Annotated in this window: 18 protein-coding genes; 14 read left to right on the top strand and 4 right to left on the bottom strand. The window is 64.9% G+C overall.

Translation table 11 applies throughout. From position 1 onward, the window contains the following. The first annotated feature begins 70 nt into the window (after positions 1 to 70). The 4 genes from Q0743_RS09175 to Q0743_RS09160 are packed head-to-tail and all read left to right on the top strand — an operon-like array spanning position 71 to position 3,912. Positions 71 to 1,273, top strand: a complete 1,203-nt coding sequence (locus tag Q0743_RS09175) for a VWA domain-containing protein (protein WP_298241216.1) — start codon at positions 71 to 73, stop codon at positions 1,271 to 1,273. 10 nt (positions 1,274 to 1,283) lie between these two features. Continuing rightward, a complete protein-coding gene (locus Q0743_RS09170; RefSeq protein WP_097658284.1) occupies positions 1,284 to 1,607 on the top strand; it encodes an XdhC family protein in 324 nt (107 codons plus the stop codon). A gap of 2 nt (positions 1,608 to 1,609) precedes the next feature. Further along, on the top strand, positions 1,610 to 2,311 hold the full coding sequence (locus Q0743_RS09165; protein WP_298241215.1) for an XdhC family protein: 702 nt from the start codon (positions 1,610 to 1,612) through the stop codon (positions 2,309 to 2,311). Next, positions 2,308 to 3,912, top strand: coding sequence for a molybdopterin-binding/glycosyltransferase family 2 protein (locus Q0743_RS09160; RefSeq protein ID WP_298241214.1), 1,605 nt, complete (start codon positions 2,308 to 2,310; stop codon positions 3,910 to 3,912). Before Q0743_RS09165 ends, Q0743_RS09160 begins: the two co-directional genes overlap by 4 nt. Positions 3,913 to 4,084: 172 nt before the next feature. Here the strand turns inward: Q0743_RS09160 and Q0743_RS09155 are convergent, their stop codons facing one another. Then, the gene (locus Q0743_RS09155) at positions 4,085 to 4,576 is read right to left on the bottom strand and encodes an avidin/streptavidin family protein (protein ID WP_298241213.1); all 492 of its coding nucleotides are present in this window, start codon (positions 4,574 to 4,576) and stop codon (positions 4,085 to 4,087) included. Positions 4,577 to 4,757: 181 nt separating this feature from the next. Here Q0743_RS09155 and Q0743_RS09150 point away from each other — a divergent pair, with 181 nt between their 5' ends. The 4 genes from Q0743_RS09150 to Q0743_RS09135 all read left to right on the top strand — a co-directional run bounded on the left by Q0743_RS09150 (position 4,758) and on the right by Q0743_RS09135 (position 8,109). Further along, positions 4,758 to 5,147, top strand: coding sequence for a DUF4189 domain-containing protein (locus Q0743_RS09150; RefSeq protein ID WP_298241212.1), 390 nt, complete (start codon positions 4,758 to 4,760; stop codon positions 5,145 to 5,147). Positions 5,148 to 5,237: 90 nt separating this feature from the next. Continuing rightward, on the top strand, positions 5,238 to 5,648 hold the full coding sequence (locus tag Q0743_RS09145) for a DUF2000 family protein (RefSeq protein ID WP_298241211.1): 411 nt from the start codon (positions 5,238 to 5,240) through the stop codon (positions 5,646 to 5,648). Between the two features lie 135 nt (positions 5,649 to 5,783). Next, positions 5,784 to 6,809: an alcohol dehydrogenase AdhP gene (gene adhP / locus Q0743_RS09140; protein ID WP_298241210.1), complete on the top strand. Its 1,026-nt coding sequence runs from the start codon at positions 5,784 to 5,786 to the stop codon at positions 6,807 to 6,809. A gap of 19 nt (positions 6,810 to 6,828) precedes the next feature. After that, positions 6,829 to 8,109: an alpha-glucosidase/alpha-galactosidase gene (locus Q0743_RS09135; protein ID WP_298241209.1), complete on the top strand. Its 1,281-nt coding sequence runs from the start codon at positions 6,829 to 6,831 to the stop codon at positions 8,107 to 8,109. A 29-nt stretch (positions 8,110 to 8,138) separates the two neighbouring features. On the opposite strand, the gene Q0743_RS09130 is transcribed toward Q0743_RS09135, so the two are convergent. The 3 genes from Q0743_RS09130 to Q0743_RS09120 are packed head-to-tail and all read right to left on the bottom strand — an operon-like array spanning position 8,139 to position 9,361. Next, complete coding sequence (locus tag Q0743_RS09130) at positions 8,139 to 8,552, bottom strand: GFA family protein (protein ID WP_298241208.1); 414 nt, start codon at positions 8,550 to 8,552, stop codon at positions 8,139 to 8,141. 12 nt (positions 8,553 to 8,564) lie between these two features. Then, positions 8,565 to 9,029 carry an SRPBCC domain-containing protein gene (locus Q0743_RS09125; protein WP_298241207.1) on the bottom strand — a complete coding sequence of 155 codons (465 nt, stop codon included), beginning with the start codon at positions 9,027 to 9,029 and terminating at the stop codon, positions 8,565 to 8,567. Continuing rightward, positions 9,026 to 9,361, bottom strand: coding sequence for a helix-turn-helix transcriptional regulator (locus Q0743_RS09120; RefSeq protein ID WP_298241206.1), 336 nt, complete (start codon positions 9,359 to 9,361; stop codon positions 9,026 to 9,028). Before Q0743_RS09120 ends, Q0743_RS09125 begins: the two co-directional genes overlap by 4 nt. A 99-nt stretch (positions 9,362 to 9,460) precedes the next feature. Between Q0743_RS09120 and Q0743_RS09115 the strand changes: the two genes are divergently transcribed. The 6 genes from Q0743_RS09115 (at position 9,461) to Q0743_RS09090 (ending at position 14,730) form a co-directional block, all read left to right on the top strand. After that, entirely contained in the window at positions 9,461 to 10,147 is a 687-nt protein-coding gene (locus Q0743_RS09115) for a TetR/AcrR family transcriptional regulator (protein ID WP_298241205.1), read from the top strand. Further along, positions 10,144 to 10,932, top strand: a complete 789-nt coding sequence (locus Q0743_RS09110; protein ID WP_298241204.1) for an efflux RND transporter periplasmic adaptor subunit — start codon at positions 10,144 to 10,146, stop codon at positions 10,930 to 10,932. Before Q0743_RS09115 ends, Q0743_RS09110 begins: the two co-directional genes overlap by 4 nt. After that, a complete protein-coding gene (locus Q0743_RS09105; protein WP_298241203.1) occupies positions 10,929 to 11,861 on the top strand; it encodes an ABC transporter ATP-binding protein in 933 nt (310 codons plus the stop codon). Before Q0743_RS09110 ends, Q0743_RS09105 begins: the two co-directional genes overlap by 4 nt. Further along, the gene (locus Q0743_RS09100) at positions 11,858 to 13,033 is read left to right on the top strand and encodes an ABC transporter permease (protein WP_298241202.1); all 1,176 of its coding nucleotides are present in this window, start codon (positions 11,858 to 11,860) and stop codon (positions 13,031 to 13,033) included. The genes Q0743_RS09105 and Q0743_RS09100 overlap by 4 nt, the downstream gene beginning before the upstream one ends. Before the next feature lie 29 nt (positions 13,034 to 13,062). After that, a complete protein-coding gene (locus Q0743_RS09095) occupies positions 13,063 to 14,370 on the top strand; it encodes an adenylate/guanylate cyclase domain-containing protein (RefSeq protein WP_298241201.1) in 1,308 nt (435 codons plus the stop codon). A 144-nt stretch (positions 14,371 to 14,514) separates the two neighbouring features. After that, positions 14,515 to 14,730: a hypothetical protein gene (locus Q0743_RS09090; protein WP_298241200.1), complete on the top strand. Its 216-nt coding sequence runs from the start codon at positions 14,515 to 14,517 to the stop codon at positions 14,728 to 14,730. The last annotated feature ends 57 nt before the right edge of the window (positions 14,731 to 14,787 follow it).

The raw sequence follows: 14,787 nt of genomic DNA, 5'->3' as shown, positions 1-14,787 counted from the left end.
GATCGTGGTTATGGATTCCGGGCTCGCCGCTCGCGCGGCGCCCCGGAATGACGGGAAGATGGGAACGACCATGGCCATTAACCACCTTGCTCCTGAGCAAACCGAGCAGTTCGCCGACAACATCGTCGGCTTCGCCCGCGCGCTGCGTTCTGCAGGCATGCCGGTCGGGCCGGGCGCGGTCATCGATGCCATGAGCGCGCTGCAGGTGATCGACATCGGCAACCGCGCCGACGTCTTCACCACGCTGGAGGCGATCTTCGTCAAGCGCCACGAGCATGCGCTGATCTTCAGCCAGGCCTTCAACCTGTTCTTCCGCGCGTCGGAAGAGTGGAAGCACATGCTGGATTCGGTGCCGCTGCCGGATGAGGCCAAGAAGAAGCCGAAAGCCGGCGCGCGCCGCGTGCAGGAGGCGATGTCGCAGCCGCGCATGACCGAGACGCCGCAGCACCAGGAGCAGGATCTGCGCCTGTCGGTCTCCGACAAGGAAATCCTTCAAAAGAAGGATTTTGCGCAGATGAGCGCGGCCGAGATCACCGAGGCGCTGCGCGCCATCGAGCGGATGAGGTTGCCGCAGGCCGAGCTCCTGACGCGCCGCTACCGGTCCGATCCGCGCGGGCTGCGCCTGGACCTGCGCCGCACGCTGCGCGCATCCTTGCGCACTGGCGGCGACATCATCGACATCCATCGCCTCGGGCGGATCGAGAAGCCGGCGCCGATCGTGGCGCTGCTCGACATCTCGGGCTCGATGAGCGAGTACACCCGCCTGTTCCTGCATTTCCTGCATGCCGTGACCGACGCGCGCAAACGCGTCTCGGTGTTCCTGTTCGGCACCCGCCTCACCAACGTGACCCGCGCGCTGCGCCAGCGCGATCCCGACGAGGCGCTGGCGAGCTGCTCGGCCTCGGTCGAGGACTGGGCCGGCGGCACCCGGATTTCGGCCTCGCTGCACAACTTCAACAAATTGTGGGCGCGGCGGGTGCTGAGCCAGGGCGCCATCGTGCTCCTGATCTCCGACGGGCTGGAGCGGGAGGCCGATTCCAAGCTCGCCTTCGAGATGGACCGGCTGCACCGCTCCTGCCGCCGGCTGATCTGGCTCAATCCGCTGCTCAGGTTCGGTGGCTTCGAAGCCAAGGCCCAGGGCATCAAAATGATGCTCCCGCACGTTGACGAATTCCGCCCCGTGCATAATTTGAGTTCAATCCAGGAACTGATCACGACGCTCTCCCGGCCGCTGCCGCCGCATCACCGCAGCCTGATCCGCTCCGCAGCTTGAGAGGCCACCGATGCTCGATCGCGACGAGGATATTCTGAAGGCGGCGGAGGACTGGCAGAAGGCCGGCCATGGCGTCGCATTGGCGACTGTCGTGGAGACCTGGGGTTCGGCACCGCGCCCGGCCGGTTCGAGCCTCGTCATCAACGACGAGGGTACGTTCCTGGGCTCGGTCTCCGGCGGCTGCGTCGAGGGCGCCGTGGTCACCGAGGCCATGGACGTGATCCAGAGTGGCAAGCCCAGGATGCTGGAGTTCGGCGTCGCCGACGAGACCGCCTGGAATGTCGGGCTGTCCTGTGGCGGCACGATCCGCGTCTTCGTCGAGAAGGTCGGCTAGCCGTGAAGCTCGCAATCCTGCACGAACTCAACGCCGAGCGCGCCGCGCGCCGGCCGGCAATCCTGGTGACCGACACCGAGAGCGGCGAGCAGCGCTTGGTGAAAGCCGCGGATTTCGCCAAGGATCCGCTCCGCACTGAGCTGGAAAAGCAGCTTCGCATGGGCAAGAGCGCCAATGTCGAGGCCGGCGGCAAGAAGCTGTTCCTCAACGTCTACGCGCCGACCGCAAAGCTCGTCATCATCGGTGCGGTCCATATCAGCCAGGCCCTGGCGCCGCTGGCGCGCTCGCTCGGCTATGACGTCACCGTCGTCGATCCGCGCACGGCGTTTGCGAGCCCCGAGCGCTTTCCCGACATTCCGCTCGTTGCCGAATGGCCTGATGCGGCGCTGCCGCCGCTCAATGTCGATGCCTACACGGCGTTCGTCGCGGTGACACACGATCCCAAGATCGACGATCCGGCGTTACTGCATGCCTTCGAGCGCGGCTGCTTCTATATCGGCGCGCTCGGCTCGCGGAAGACGCATGCCAAGCGCGGCGACCGGCTGCGGGCGCAGGGCGCGAAGGAAAGCGACATCGCGCGCATCCACGCACCGATCGGGCTTGCGATCGGCGCCGTCTCCCCGTCCGAGATCGCGGTGTCCATCATGGCCGAGATCACGGCGGTGCTCCGCCTGCCTCCCAAGGAAAAAGAAGAAGCGGCATGAAATTCGGCCCGGCGACCCCTAAGGATGCGATCGGCGGGGTGACCGTCCACACCCTGCGCCAGGGCCCGCTGGTGCTGAAGAAGGGCACGACCATCGGCCCCGCCGAGGTCGAGCAGCTCACGCGCGCCGGCATCAAGGACATCGTCGTGGTGCGCATGGAGGCGGGCGACGTCTCCGAGGACGTCGCGGCCGCCAGCATCGCGCTGGCCGTCGGGGGCGAAGGCATCCATGTCGAGCGCGCCTTCACCGGCCGCGCCAATCTGTTCGCCGCTCAGCCGGGCGTGCTGGTGATCGATCGCGCCGCGGTCGACCGCATCAACAACATCGACGAGGCCATCACCTTTGCGACGCTCAGCGCCTACAAGCCGGTGGTCGAGGGCGAGATGGTCGGCACCGTCAAGATCATCCCGTTCGGCGTCGAAGGCGACTTGCGCGATGCCGCGGTAAAGGCGGCGGGTAAGGACGTTCTGAAGGTCGCGCCTTACGTGATCAAGCGTGTCGGCGTCGTCTCGACCCTGCTGCCGGGCCTGTCCTCCAAGGTGATCGACAAGACGCTGCGCGTCACCGCCGAGCGGCTTGCACCGGCCGGTGCCGGCATCATCGCCGAGCGGCGGGTCCAGCATGACGAAGCCGCGCTGTCGGCCGCGATCAAGGAATTGCTCGCGCTTGGCGCCGAGCTCGTCATCGTGTTCGGGGCCTCCGCGATCGCCGATCGCCGCGACGTGATCCCCGCGGCCGTCACCGGCATCGGCGGCGAGATCGAGCATTTCGGCATGCCGGTCGATCCCGGCAATCTCCTGCTGATCGCAAGGGCCGGGGGCGTACCGGTGCTGGGTGCGCCGGGCTGCGCGCGCTCGCCGGTCGAGAATGGCTTTGACTGGGTGCTGATGCGGCTGCTCGCCGGCATCAAGGTGACGCGCTCCGAGCTGATGGGCATGGGCGTTGGCGGCCTGTTGATGGAGATCGTGACGCGGCCGCAGCCGCGCGCGACAGCGGAGACCGAGGGTAACAGCCATGTCGCCGCCATCGTGCTCGCGGCGGGACGCTCCACACGGATGGGCGGGCCGAACAAGCTGCTCGCCGAGCTCGACGGCAAGAAGCTGGTGCGGATCGCGACAGAGCAGGCACTCGCTTCAAAGGCGTCCGAGGTGATCGTCGTCACCGGCCACCAGACTGAGCTGGTCGAGCAGGCGCTTCAGGGGTTGAAGGTGCGGTTCGTCAGGAATCCTGATTTTGCCGGCGGCATTGCGAGTTCCGTCAAGGCGGGCATCGCCGCCGTGCCGGAGACGTGTGATGGCGCCTTAGTCTGTCTCGGCGACATGCCGCTGATCGATGCCGGCCTGATCGACCGTCTCATCGACGGCTTTGCGCCGGATCGCGGCAATCTCATTGTCGTGCCGGTCAGCGAGGGGCGCCGCGGCAATCCCGTGCTGTGGTCGCGCCGCTTCTTCAAGGAGCTGATGACCCTCGACGGCGACGTCGGCGCGCGTCATCTGATCGCCAAGCACACCGAGGCCGTGGCCGAGGTGCCTGTCGACGGCGAGAGCGCCTTCCTCGACATCGACACGCCGCAGGCGCTGGAAGCGGCAAGGCGGGGATGAAGGTGCCGTGATGCCGTAGGGCGGGTAGTGCCGTAGGTGGGCAAAGGCGCATAGCGCCGTGCCCACCATCTCTCCCCGCAGTCGCAAATCGTGGGCACGCTTCGCTTTGCCCACCCCACGACACTGTGCTTCGCGCGGCCGCGAGCGAATCCACGCTACGCGCCGCGTTCGCCTACTTCCTGGTATTCGACAGCTTCTCGCTGGCGGCCTTCAGGTCGATGCCGCTCTTCGTCAGCAGGGCCTTGTCGCCGCTCGAGAATGTGAAGGTGTCGGCGCCCGCGCTGATGCCGTTCCATGCGACGGCCTCGCCGAGGGACAGATACCACAGTCCCTGGAATCCAGTCGCGTTGTTGAGCTGTCCGGTCCAGACCGTGGTCGAGCCGCAGCCGAGGAAATTCACCGAGAAGCTGATCGCCGTGCCGGTGTTGCCATAGGCCAGCCAGCCGGACACGCCTTGCGGCTTGCCCTCGTCGCAACTGTTCGCTGCGTTGTTGGTGTAGGTCCCCGCGATCGCGCCGGTATTCGAATTGAAGCTGGTGATGGCCAGGGTCGAGCCATATTGGTTGGTCCAGGTCCAGTTCACCGCCTGCGCATGCGCGGGTGGAAGTCCGATCAGACAGGCCGACGCGATCATTCCCAGCAGCATTGTTTTGGTTGGACGCATGGTTGCCTCCTTTGGCCGAGCTTGCAGCTTGACGACCTTAAATTATGCGATTAAAAAATACAACCATAAAGTGTATTGATGCCGTCACTAGTCCGGCATCGCCTTTCAACTGCCCGTTCACCATCTGGAAACGACCGCCGCTTAGAGTTCCTCCACCTGCCTTGGGGGGAGGGGTTTTTCCATGGCTTCGAACGTCGTCGCGCGCCGTTGCGCGATGTTTTTCTTTGCGCTGTCGGTTTGTGTCGCCGGTGCCCGCTACATCACTGAAGCCCATGCCGCCGGCGCGTTCGCGGTCGGCAAGTGCGGCGCTTATGGCCAGGCCTTCGATTACGGCCACGAGCACGACGCCCGCGCCGCGGCGCAGAAGCAGTGCAAGGGTGATTGCACCACCGTGACGATGAAACGCGCTTGCGCGGCGATGTCGGTCGATCTCGCCAATCCCTGCGGCGCCTATGGCTATGCGGTCAAGCCGAAGATCTCCGCCTCGCTCAACGCTGCCACGCGCGAATGCTACAAATACGGCGGCAAGGAATGCGTGATCCGCGCCTGGGCCTGTGACGCCAAGGGTTGATTCCGTCCTGCGCCGATTCTTCTTGCTGTCATTCCGGGGCGATGCGTAGCATCGAGCCCGGCAATTCAGGAATGACAGTGGAAGGAACAGATGCAATTCGACACCAAGATCGCCATCGTGATCCGCGCCGATCTTCAGGCCTGGCAGAAGCTCAACGTCGCGTCCTTCCTCTCCAGCGGCATCGCTGCGGCTTTTCCCGAATGTGTCGGCGAGGCCTATGAAGACGCCTCGGGCACGACATATCATGCGTTGATCGGCCAGCCGATCCTGATCTATGGCGCCGACGGCCCTGCGTTGTCGCGTGCGCTGGACCGCGCGCTCGCGCGCAACGTCAAGCCGGCGGTCTATACCGAGGACATGTTCAGCACGACGCATGATGCCGCCAATCGCGAGGCGGTGAGGGCAGTGGCGCGCGCGGATCTCAATCTCGTCGGCATCGCCATGCGCGCCGAGCGCAAGGTGATCGACAAGGTCATCGACGGCCTCAAGTTCCATAGCTGACGGGCCTTCCGCGCGGCGTCATCGTGGTGTCATGATGAGGCCGGTCTTGCGCAAACTTTGTGCTGTTTGACCCCTATCAAAGGAGCACCGGGCGGCGTCGCTATTCTGCCTCGCAACACGCAGAGGAGCAGACTGATGCCGACCATGAAAGCCGCAATCGTCAAGCAATTCGGCAAGCCCTTGGTGATCGAGGACGTGCCGGTGCCGCAGCCCGGTCCCGGCGAGGTTCTGGTCAAGGTCAAGGCCTGCGGTGTCTGTCACACCGATCTGCATGCAGCCTCCGGCGACTGGCCGGTGAAGCCGGTCCCGCCTTTCATTCCCGGCCATGAGGCCGCGGGTATCGTTGCGGCGCTCGGGCCCGGGGTGAAGAATCTGAAAGTGGGGGATGCCGTCGGCGTCGCCTGGCTGCATGACGCCTGCATGTCCTGTGAATATTGCGAGACCGGCTGGGAGACGCTGTGCGAGCACCAGCACAACACCGGCTACAGCGTGAACGGCGGCTTCGCTGAATACGTCATCGCCTCGGCTGCCTTTGCTGCGAAACTGCCGGCGAGCGTCGATTTCGCCGCCATTGCGCCGATCCTGTGTGCCGGCGTCACCACCTACAAGGGCTTGAAGGAGACCGAGGCCAGGCCCGGCGAGTGGGTGGTGATCTCAGGCGTAGGCGGGCTCGGCCACGTCGCGGTTCAATACGCCAAGGCGATGGGGCTCAAGGTCGTGGCCGTCGACATCGCCGAGGACAAGCTCGAACTCGCCCGCGAGACGGGCGCCGATCTCGCCGTGAACGCGCTTGCGGCCGATGCGGTGGACAAGGTGCTGGCCGCAACCGGCGGCGGCGCTCATGGCGTGCTGGTGACGGCGGTCTCGACCCCGGCATTCGCCCAGGCGCTGAAGATGGTGCGCCGGAAGGGCACCGTCAGTCTCGTCGGTCTGCCGCCGGGCGAATTCCCGACGCCGATCTTCGACGTCGTGCTCAAGCGCATCACGGTGCGCGGCTCGATCGTCGGCACGCGGCGCGACCTCGACGAAGCCGTCGCATTCGCCACGGACGGCAAGGTGAAGGCCGAGGTGACGAAGGTGCCGCTCGCGCAAATCAACGATGTCTTCGATCGGATGAAGGCCGGCAAGATCGACGGCCGCATGGTGCTCGATTTCGGTTAGTCTCCGTCAGGAGCAGAGCGTGGCCCGGCCAACGAAGATCGTCTTTCTGGGTGCGAGCAGCGCATCCTTCGGGATGAGCATGTTTCGGGACCTGTTCTCGACCCGCGATCTGGCCGGTTCGACGCTGGTTCTGGTCGGGCGAAACCTCGACCGGCTCGACCGGTCGAGGCAGCTCGCGAAACTGCTCAACGAGAGATCCGGCGCCGGTTATGCCATCGAGGCCACGACGGATTGGCGCGCGGCGCTCGACGGTGCCGAGTTCGTCGTGCATTCCACCGCGATCGATCGCAATCGGCTGTGGCGGCTCGATTTCGAAATTCCACGCAAGTTTGGCATCCGTCATACGCTGGGTGAGAACGGTGGACCCGGCGGCTTGTTCTTCACGCTGCGCACCTTGCCGGTGGTCTTCGACTTCGTGCGCGAGATGGAGCTCCGCTGCCCGCGCGCGAGCTTCATCAACTTCTCCAATCCGGAAAGCCGCATCATCCTGGCGCTTGGGCGCTACAGCAGGATTCGCAGCGTCGGCCTCTGCCACGGAATATTTCTTGCCCGCGGGAATGTCGCCCGAATCCTCGGGATGCGGGAGGATCAGGTGGATGTGTGGGGCGCAGGCCTCAATCATTTCCAGTGCCTGACCGAAATTCGGAATCGGGAGACAGGCGAGGACCTTTATCCGCTGTTGCGCGAGAAGGAGCGGGATTTCGATCCCACCTTCTCACCCCTGACGCGCAAGCTATTGCATGCCTTTGGCTACTGGCTCGGCTGCGGCGATGGTCATGTTGGTGAGTATCTCTCGTTCGGCTGGGAGGCCGGAGAGGGAGGCTACAATTACGACTGGGACGAGCGCGAACGCGCCCAGCTGACGCGGCTGATCGATGACGTGCTCGCCGGGCGTACCGATGTGCCGGACTGGTGGTCGGTGCCCTCGGGGGAGCGTGCGACCAGTATCATCGCCGCCATCGTTCACAACCGCAAGCAACTCGTCGAATCCGCCGTCGTTCATAATCGACAGGTGATCCCGAACCTGCCGGCCGATGCCGCGGTCGAGGTGCCGGTCGTGGTAGATGCCGCCGGCATCCACCCTGTCTCCCTCGGGCCGCTGCCCGACGGCGTGGCCAAACTGATGGCGGTTCAAGTTCAGGTTCAGCAGATGGCGGTGGAAGCAGCCATGCATGCATCCAAGGAGATTGCGCTGCAGGCGTTGCTGCTCGATCCCGTCGTCCATTCCGAAGAGGCGGCGCGGGGCTTGCTCGAGGAGCTATGGGAGATCAATCGACCCTACATCCGCGCGTGCATCTGAGCCGCCGACTATCCTCAGCGCGTTCAGTTTCACGCCGGCGGCATACCTGTAAATTTCGGCAGGCTGGGATCGATATGATCCCAGCCTTGTCCGCGCGCAACGTAGGTCACCGCCTGCGGCCTGTAGCGCGCGGGTTCGTCGAGACTCGCGGCGCGGATCGTGAAGATGTCGGGCATGGCCGCGAAGGTCATGTAAACCGCGACGCCGCATTGCGGGCAGAAGCTGCGCGTCTTCACATTGCCGCTGTCGCCGACCATGTCCCAGTGCTGGGCCTCGCCGGTGACCGTGATGCCGGTCCGCGCGAAGGTCGCGTAGGAACCGTGGCCGCTGCCGCTCTCCCGCTGACAGTCGCGGCACTGACAATGATTGCTGAACAGGGGCTCACCCGGAATCGAATAGCGGATCGCGCCGCAGGCGCAGCCGCCGGTATAGGGCTTGTCCATCGCGATGCGTCCTCAGCTGTCTTCGCCGGCGATGGTATCGAGCCGCTGCAGCACCTTGACCCAGCCGTTGCTCATGTTGCGATAAGCCGTGTCGTTCTTCGGCGTCGCGAAGCCCGAATGCACCACGCGCACGCGCGTGCCTGCTTCGACCGGGGTAAGGGACCAGGTGACGACGGTGTCGAGCGCCGAGCCGTAGCCGGTGTTGCTTTCGTCGCCGCCCTTCCAGGCATAGGCGAAGCGCTGGTTCGGCACGACCTCCAGAACGCGGCAATGGATCGTGCCGTCCCACACGCCCGCCGGGTTGGTCTTGAACGTGAAGGCGTTGCCCTCGACGGCCTCGAAGCCGGTCGGCGGCATCAGCCAGCGCGCGATCAGCTCGGCGCTGGTCAGCGCCTTCCAGATCGTCGCGACGGCATGAGGGAAGACCTCGTCGATGACGATGTTCAGAGTTTGGACCTTGGAAGCAACTGCACTCACGGATCGATCTCCTTCAAGAGGTCACGCAGATTCTGGAAGCGCTCGCGCCAGAACACGCCGTAATGGTCCATCCAGGTGACCAGGGGCTCGAGCCCTTGCGGCGCGGCGCGGTAGTAGACGTTGCGGCCCTCGGCGCGCTCGGCGACGAGGCCGGCCTGTTTGAGGGACTTCAGGTGTTGCGAGATCGCACCCTGGGTGACGCCGCTGCCGCGCGTCAGCTCGGCGACGCTGATCTCCTTGCTCTCGAACACGCGCTCGAACACGGCGCGCCGCGTCGGGTCGGCGAGGGCACGCATGACGGTGTTGACGGGGTTTGGAGCAGCTTCGATCATGTCGATTAATTAGCAGATACTAATTCATTAGCAAGTACTAATTTATTAAACCTGAACAATCGTCTTGACTATGACTGACTAGTCAGTCAATTATTCAACATGACGAAGAAGTCGACCAGACCAGCCAAGCCGTCTGCAGAGAGTGGAGGGCATGCGCCCGCGGCCGGCGGTCAATTGCCCGCGTCGAACCGTGCGGCGCGCGCGCTGGAGCGGCGCGCGGCGATCGTGGAGGCAGCGATGGAGGAGTTCATCGCCCGCGGCTTTGCCGCCACGCGCCTCGACGACATCGCCAAGCGCGCAGGCGTGGCGAAGGGCACGATCTACCTGCACTTCAAGGACAAGGAATCGATGTTCGAGGAGTTGGTGCGGATCGTGATCGTGCCGGTGGTGGAGCGGCTGACCGCGCTGCCGCCGCCGACCGGCTCGGTCCGCGACCTCATCGAGGTCTTTGCCGGCAACTTCCTGAAAGAGGTCATCGGCACCAGGCGTGGCGATCTGGTGCGGCTGATCGTGGCGGAGGGGCCGCGTTTTCCGGCCGTCGCCGATTTCTATTACCGTGAGGTCGTCTCGCGCGGGATCGCCGCCATGCGCGCCCTGATCGAACTCGGCATCGCCCGCGGCGAGATCCGCGAAAAGGATCTCGGGCGCTATCCGCAGATCCTGGTCGCGCCCGCGATGATCGCGGTGATTTGGCAGAGCCTGTTTGCACGGCACGCGCCGCTCGACGCGCAGGACATGCTGCGCGTCCACCTCGATTTGATCTTTGGCGAACGGAGGACGACATGAGGTCGTCACGCTTACTTGCTGCATTTGCATTGGTCGTCGTCCTCGCAGCCGGCCTCGCCGGGTGCAATGAGAAGCGCGATCCTGGCTTCCAGGGCTGGGTCGAGGCCGACATGATCTATGTCAGTCCCGATGAGGCGGGACGGGTGACGAAGCTTGGCGTGCGCGAGGGCGATGACGTCAAGGTCGGCGACCAGCTCTATTCCGTCGACGACGACCTTCAGCTTGCCGATCTCAACCAGAACAAGGCCACGCTGGCGAATGCGCAGCAGACCTATGATCGCGCGGCCTCGCTGAGCAAGACCGGATCGGGCACGCAGGCCAATCTCGATTCCGCGGTGTCCGCCTTGCGCGTCGCGGAAGCGCGGGTGGCGACGTCGGAAACGCGGATGGCGCGGCGCAAGGGCTTTGCGCCCGTTGCCGGCACCATTCAGCAGATCTATTTCCGCGAGGGCGAGATGGTGGCGGCGCAACGACCGGTGCTGTCGATCATGCCGCCCGGCAACATGAAGCTGCGCTTCTTCGTGCCGGAGACCGCACTGCCGAAGCTCGCGACCGGCGACACCGTGCGCATCTCCTGCGACAATTGTGCGGCCGATCTCACCGCGAAGATCTATTTCATCGCGACCTCGGCCGAATATACCCCGCCGGTCATCTACAGCCTCGATGAGCGCAACAAGCTGGTCTATCTGATCCAGGCGCGGCCTTCGCGCCCTGACGCGCTGCGGGTCGGCCAGCCGATCGACGTCTACCTCAATCCGAAGACCCCGGTGGCGGACAAGCGATGAGCGCTGGCAACGGCATCGCGATCGACGTCAAGGGCCTGAGCAAATCGTTCGGCGGCCGCGAAGTCGTGCATGATCTGTCGATGCAGGTGAGGCGCGGTTCGATCTACGGCTTCCTCGGGCCCAATGGCTCCGGCAAGACCACGACCATCCGCATCCTCTGCGGGCTGCTCACGCCTGACAGCGGCGAGGGCACCTGCCTCGGCTACGACATCCTGAAAGATGCCGAGAAGATCAAGCGCCAGGTCGGTTACATGACCCAGCGTTTCAGCCTGTACCAGGATCTCTCCGTGCGCGAGAACCTCGAATTCGTCGCGCGGCTCTACGGTCTGGCCGATGCGCAAGGCGCCGCCCGCGACATGATCAAGCGCCTCGGGCTCTCCGGGCGCGAGGAGCAGCTCGCGGGCGAGCTCTCGGGCGGCTGGAAGCAGCGGCTGGCGCTCGGGGCCTGCACGCTGCCCAATCCGCAATTGCTGCTGCTGGACGAGCCCACCGCCGGTGTCGACCCCAAGGCGCGGCGCGACTTCTGGAACGAGATTCACGCGCTGGCCGCCGAAGGCCTCACCGTGCTGGTGTCCACCCACTACATGGACGAAGCGGAGCGCTGTCACGAGATCGCCTATATCGCCTACGGCCATCTACTGGCGCACGGCACCGTCGAGGAGGTGATCGCGAAATCCGCGCTGACAACCTACACCGTGACGGGCGAGGACCTCAACGGCCTCACTTCCGAGCTCTCCGGCAAGCCCGGGGTCGACATGGTGGCGCCGTTCGGCACCTCGCTGCACGTGTCCGGCCGCGACGTTGCGGCGCTCGAAGCCAGCATCGCGCCGTGGCGGCAGAGAAGCGGTCTGCACTGGCAGCAATCGTCGCCGTCGCTGGAAGACGTGTTCATCGAGCTGATGGGGCGCTCCAAGGACAATTTCCAATGAGTGCCGTCGATCGCCCGGCTCAAGGCCCAGCCCCAGTCCACGCCATTCGCGAGCGCTTCGGTTTCCTGCGGCGCTCCTATGCGATGCTGGTCAAGGAGTTCATTCAACTCAAGCGTGATCGCGTGTCGTTTGCGATGATCGTGATGCTGCCGGTGATGCAGCTCATGCTGTTCGGCTATGCCATCAACACCACGCCGCATCACCTGCCGAGCGCGGTGCTGCTTCAGGAGGACTCCGATCTCGCCCGCTCGATTCTGAAGGCGCTGGAGAACACCGCCTATTTCCGCTTCCTCTATGAGGTGCACGACGTCGACGATTTCGATAATCTCCTGAAATCCGGCAAGGTCCTGTTCGGCGTCGAGATTCCGCGCGGATTCGAGCGGGCGGTGCGGCGCGGCGACAAGCCGGCCCTGCTGGTGGCGGCCGATGCGACCGATCCGGTGGCGGCCAGCGCGGCGATGGGCTCGCTCGGCACGATCGTGCAGACCGCGCTCAAGCACGATCTCTATATCGGCGATCCCCCTGAGATGCCGTTCGAGATCCGCGCGCATGCCCGCTACAATCCGGCGGCGTCCTCCAGCCTCAACATCGTGCCGGGTCTCGTCGGCACCATCCTCACCATGACCATGCTGATCTTCACCGCGCTGTCGGTCACGCGCGAGGTCGAGCGCGGCACCATGGAGAGCCTGTTGTCGATGCCGATCAAGCCGGTCGAGGTGATGTTCGGAAAGATCGTGCCTTACGTGCTGGTCGGGTTCCTCCAGGCCTTCCTCATCATCGGCATCGGCGTCGGCCTGTTCGGCGTCCCCGTGCTCGGCAATCTGTTCCTGCTGGCGCTGCTCTCGACGCTGTTCATCACCACCAATCTGTCGATCGGCTACACCATCTCGACGGTGGTGCAGAACCAGCTCCAGGCCATGCAGATGTCGATGATGTTCTTCCTGCCGAGCATTCTGCTCTCCGGCTTCATGTTCCCGTTCGCAGGCATGCCGGCCTGGGCGCAATATGTCGGCGAATGCCTGCCGCTGACCCATTACTTGCGGATCGTCCGCGCCATCATGCTGAAGGGCGCGACCATGCAGAATCTGCGCTTCGACACGCTGGCCCTGGTCGCCTTGATGCTGGTCGCCATGACCATCGCCGTGACGCGCTTCCGCCGCACGCTGGATTGAGGCACAATGCCCCGGAATCGAGGGGCAGAATGGTTAGGTTTGCGAGCAGGAGGACGCGGCACCACGCCGTGCTGTCGGAGGATTTCGAGCGCGAGCTGACGCGGGAAGTGCTGCGCACCGAGCTGTTGCGGGTACGGGCGCTGATCATGACGGGCTGCATCATGATGGTGCTGCTGACCGCGATCTATCTGATCGACCCCAGCGTGGTGAACCGGGTGTGGCGCGGAACGGAGGGGCTGGTCGAGGTCTACGGCCTGCTCGGCGGCTTCATCCTTTTCGAGGTCTGGGTCCACACCCAGATCAGGAAGAATCTCCGGCTCGATCGCGATCTGCCGGTGATCCGGCGTTACATCGGCACGCTGATCGAGACGTCGCTGCCCACGGTGATCCTGATCCTGCAAACCCGCACCATGGGCCCGAGCCAGGCTCTCGGCTTCGCCGTGCCGCTGATGTACTTCATTTTCATCATCCTCTCGACCCTGCGGCTGGACTTCTGGCTCTCTGCGTTCACCGGCCTTGTGGCCGCTGCCGGGCTGCTGTCCGTTGCGCTGCACTACAACGCGGCCGACGAGGCGGGCGATCCCCTGGTCTATTTCCACGCCGTGCGCAGCGTCGTGATCCTGATCTGTGGTGCGCTGGCGGGCGCTGTCGGCGCTCAGCTCCGCCGCCAGTTCGCCGCGAGCATTGCGGCGGCGACCGCGCGCGACCGGGTGACGAACCTGTTCGGTCAGCACGTCTCGCCGCAGGTGGTGGAACGGTTGATGGCGGCAGGAACCAGCGCCGGCGGTGACGTCCGCCGCGTCGCGGTGATGTTCGTCGATTTCCGCGGCTTCACGGCGGGGGCGCAATCGCGCAGTCCGCAGGAAGTGGTCGACCGGCTCGACGGCGCCTTTGCGGTGCTGGTGGACATCCTCGATCGTCAGGGCGGCATCGTGAACAAGTTTCTGGGCGATGGCTTTCTCGCCCTGTTCGGTGCCCCGCTGGAAGCCTCCGATGCTGCGCAGCGCGCGGTTGCCGCGGGCCGCGAGATGCTGCGTGCGATGGACCGCATCAACGCGCAGACGAGCTGGCCGCTGCGTATCGGCATCGGCATTCATTTCGGCGAGGTGGTTGCCGGCAATATCGGCTCGCCCCGGCGCAAGGAATACACTGTCATCGGCGACACCGTGAACTTCGCCTCGCGGCTGGAGGCGCTGAACAAGGAGTTCGGCTCGCAGCTCCTGATTTCCGCGACCGTGCGCGAGGCGCTGGGCGAGGCCGGCAGCGACGCTGTCGCGCTCGGCGAGGTCTCCGTACGCGGTTACGAGCAGAAGGTGGCGGTGTTTCAATTGGGGTAGCGCGCCTTCACAGGTGAGTCGCATTTCGTTGAACGGGGTCGCGCTTCGGTGAAGGCGCGTGATGAAATATCAGGGGTAGCTTTCGCGTATTGCACTGTGGAAGCCGAATGTCTCGGCTTTCACTTTTCACCCCGGAGAAAGCCAATGACCCGATTGACCCTTGTCGCGGCGGTCCTTATCGCCGCAGCCGCCACCCAGACCCAGGCCGCAACGGTGCGCCACGCTGCCCCGCCTCGCGCTGCCGTCACGCAGGCGATGACCGACACCTGTGTCAGGGCTCCGGCGGAAGGCGCGTATGCCTCTGCGCCCTACACGCAGCCACCGTGTCTGCCGAACACGGGGTACTCCTACGCTTACTGACGATCGCGCCGAGCGATGCCGGGCTGGCGGAATCCGCCAGCCCGACATCGAGAAATG

The sequence above is a fragment of the uncultured Bradyrhizobium sp. genome, from assembly GCF_936943645.1.
Taxonomy (GTDB): domain Bacteria; phylum Pseudomonadota; class Alphaproteobacteria; order Rhizobiales; family Xanthobacteraceae; genus Bradyrhizobium.
Note: the sequence above shows the minus strand (reverse complement) of the source record. Positions and strands in the feature narration are given on the sequence as shown.

Coding starts and splice junctions, on each gene's coding strand:
- Q0743_RS09175 (WP_298241216.1), top strand. CDS start 71: ATGGCCATTAACCACCTTGCTCCTGAGCAAACCGAGCAGTTCGCCGAC.
- Q0743_RS09170 (WP_097658284.1), top strand. CDS start 1,284: ATGCTCGATCGCGACGAGGATATTCTGAAGGCGGCGGAGGACTGGCAG.
- Q0743_RS09160 (WP_298241214.1), top strand. CDS start 2,308: ATGAAATTCGGCCCGGCGACCCCTAAGGATGCGATCGGCGGGGTGACC.
- Q0743_RS09155 (WP_298241213.1), bottom strand. CDS start 4,576: ATGCGTCCAACCAAAACAATGCTGCTGGGAATGATCGCGTCGGCCTGT.
- Q0743_RS09150 (WP_298241212.1), top strand. CDS start 4,758: ATGGCTTCGAACGTCGTCGCGCGCCGTTGCGCGATGTTTTTCTTTGCG.
- Q0743_RS09145 (WP_298241211.1), top strand. CDS start 5,238: ATGCAATTCGACACCAAGATCGCCATCGTGATCCGCGCCGATCTTCAG.
- adhP (WP_298241210.1), top strand. CDS start 5,784: ATGCCGACCATGAAAGCCGCAATCGTCAAGCAATTCGGCAAGCCCTTG.
- Q0743_RS09130 (WP_298241208.1), bottom strand. CDS start 8,552: ATGGACAAGCCCTATACCGGCGGCTGCGCCTGCGGCGCGATCCGCTAT.
- Q0743_RS09120 (WP_298241206.1), bottom strand. CDS start 9,361: ATGATCGAAGCTGCTCCAAACCCCGTCAACACCGTCATGCGTGCCCTC.
- Q0743_RS09115 (WP_298241205.1), top strand. CDS start 9,461: ATGACGAAGAAGTCGACCAGACCAGCCAAGCCGTCTGCAGAGAGTGGA.
- Q0743_RS09110 (WP_298241204.1), top strand. CDS start 10,144: ATGAGGTCGTCACGCTTACTTGCTGCATTTGCATTGGTCGTCGTCCTC.
- Q0743_RS09105 (WP_298241203.1), top strand. CDS start 10,929: ATGAGCGCTGGCAACGGCATCGCGATCGACGTCAAGGGCCTGAGCAAA.
- Q0743_RS09100 (WP_298241202.1), top strand. CDS start 11,858: ATGAGTGCCGTCGATCGCCCGGCTCAAGGCCCAGCCCCAGTCCACGCC.
- Q0743_RS09095 (WP_298241201.1), top strand. CDS start 13,063: ATGGTTAGGTTTGCGAGCAGGAGGACGCGGCACCACGCCGTGCTGTCG.
- Q0743_RS09090 (WP_298241200.1), top strand. CDS start 14,515: ATGACCCGATTGACCCTTGTCGCGGCGGTCCTTATCGCCGCAGCCGCC.